The sequence below is a fragment of the Luteibacter sp. P4_D7_3 genome, assembly GCF_056401735.1.
Genome location: NZ_JBFUIT010000482.1, coordinates 1 through 2,086, shown reverse-complemented (window position 1 = coordinate 2,086; position 2,086 = coordinate 1). Strand labels below are relative to the sequence as shown.

At 64.9% G+C, this 2,086-nt stretch carries 3 protein-coding genes; 2 read left to right on the top strand and 1 reads right to left on the bottom strand.

The window, feature by feature from the left end:
- A partial coding sequence (locus AC1DSN_RS21790; RefSeq protein WP_477332857.1) for a DNA glycosylase AlkZ-like family protein occupies window positions 1–772 on the bottom strand: 772 nt, incomplete at its 3' end.
- 93 nt (window positions 773–865) lie between these two features.
- Between AC1DSN_RS21790 and AC1DSN_RS21785 the strand changes: the two genes are divergently transcribed.
- Both AC1DSN_RS21785 and AC1DSN_RS21780 read left to right on the top strand, forming a co-directional pair.
- Window positions 866–1,366, top strand: a complete 501-nt coding sequence (locus tag AC1DSN_RS21785) for an EF-hand domain-containing protein (RefSeq protein ID WP_477332855.1) — start codon at window positions 866–868, stop codon at window positions 1,364–1,366.
- A 148-nt stretch (window positions 1,367–1,514) separates the two neighbouring features.
- A partial coding sequence (locus AC1DSN_RS21780) for a phospholipase A (RefSeq protein WP_477332853.1) occupies window positions 1,515–2,086 on the top strand: 572 nt, incomplete at its 3' end.

Sequence of the window (2,086 nt, the reverse complement as noted above, 5' to 3'; positions counted from 1 at the left end):
GAGCCAGTTCCGCGTCGGTGACCCTCGGACGGAGGCGGAAGTAGTCCGCGATCCAGCGGGCTTTGGCGATCCCCAGCGCACGAACGCTCTGCAGGACGAAGTGACGACGTACCTCCGCCTCCTCCAGAGTGCCCCCAGCAGGCGGCTCGACCCAGCGCGCGGTGACCCGTTCGGCGAGGTCGTATACGCGCTGAAACCGGTCACGTCGCGTCACCATGAGGGCACCAAGCGCGAACCAGGCCTCCAGCCAGCGCTTCTCCGGCTTCCAGCCCCACCAGCCTTTGACGACGGGTGCATCGCGTTCGAAGTCCGCGGCGCGCAGCGGCCCTTCGCTACGGATGCGTTCGAGCAAACGATCCATGTCGGCGCCAGCCTCGGCCCGCGTGCGCTCCGCGCTCTTCTGGGCCCAGTGGCCTCCGCGTCCGGAGCGATAATCGCGGTGGAAGCGATATTCGGACGAAGGCACAAACGACGCTTCGTGTGCCCAGCATTCGGCGATCGCACCCTCGGCCAACGCGTCGTCCAGCCAGTCGTTCCGATACGCACCGAGTCGCGAAAACAGGACCATGTACGGGCTTCGCGCCACGACGTTGATGGTGTCGATCTGCAGGATGCCCATGTGCGCGATGGTCTCGGCAACGTCCGTGCGTTTCGCCTTCCGGCTGCGTCGACGGAGAAGGCCCTGCGCAGCCAGGTGAAGCAACTGCGCCGATCGCAGGGAAAGACGGAGCACGTCTTCCGTGGAGGAGCCGTCGGATACGCGTGATGGCACGGTATAGGCCTGTTTGCAGTTGGGCCGCCATTACATCGTCCCTTGCTAGCGTCGGCAATGTGCCCAACCACCGCTGACCAAAGGAGGCTTTCGATGAATAAGCAAGTTCGCGCCGTTGCACTCGGCGCATCGCTGCTGCTGGCAGGCGCGGCATTCGCTCAGGACGTTCCGCCGGCCACGAGGGTCCCGCCGCCGCCACCGGGCGAGGCTACCCCTCCGCCCCCGCCTGCCCATACGCCGCCGGGCTCCCTGCCACCGCCGGCTGCTGACGCCGCGGGCATGCCGCCCCCGGCATCGGATGCGCCGCCTCCCCCGCCGCCGCCGAGCCCCGAAGCGGGCGCGACGGGTACGACGATGCCTGGCGCGCAGGGGCCAGTCACCGTCAACAGCAGTCCCGCTCCGGCCAAACCGTCGGGTCCGGCGCCTGACTTCGCCACGCTTTCCGGCGGCAAGGGCTTTATCACCGCCACGCAGGCATCAGCGTTCCCCTTGCTGGCGAACGACTTCCAGTATGCCGACGCCAACCGCGACGGAAAGATCAGCAAGGCCGAATACCAGCGCTGGGTGCAGCACTCGGGCGCCAGCGGTCAATGATTGACTAGGCATCGGCAGACGTAGGGCCGGGTGATGGCTCTACGTCTTTTCTTGCGATTAACGACAGCAATGCACGTTATTCACACATTCGTGGCGGCTACACTCCCCGTTCGCCGTGCCGTATCCGGTATGCAGGGAGTGACACCACATGAAGCGATTCCATGCCGCAGGCGCCCTGAGCGTCTATGCATGCCTACACGCAGGCCTCGCCTTCGCGCAAAATCCTAGCCCCATCGATATCCGGGCATGCTCGGCCATCGAGACCGATGCGCAGCGCCTGCTCTGCTACGACAAGGCCACAGGACGCGACAAGCTTCCACAGGCTGCGAAGAAGAAAGACGAGAAGGGCGAATCGGTGAGCGTGGATCTGGCCACGCGCAACTCGAACGACGTCGCTCGCCCCGTCTCCCTCCTCGATAGCCGTTGGGAGCTCTCGCCCGACAGCAAACTCGGCACATTCAACCTGCGTGGCTACAAGCCCACCTATGCGCTGCCGTTCTTCGGCACGACCAAGCAGAACAAGACACCGTCCAGTCCGGCGCCGGACCACACCGTGACCGAGCCGCAGGAATTGCAGAATGTCGAGGCGAAATTCCAGATCAGCCTGAAAACCAAGGTCTGGGAAAACATCTTCGGCGACAACGGTGACCTGTGGGTCGGTTATACCCAGTCGTCGCGCTGGCAGGTCTACAACAAGGAAAACTCGCGCCCGTTCCGTGA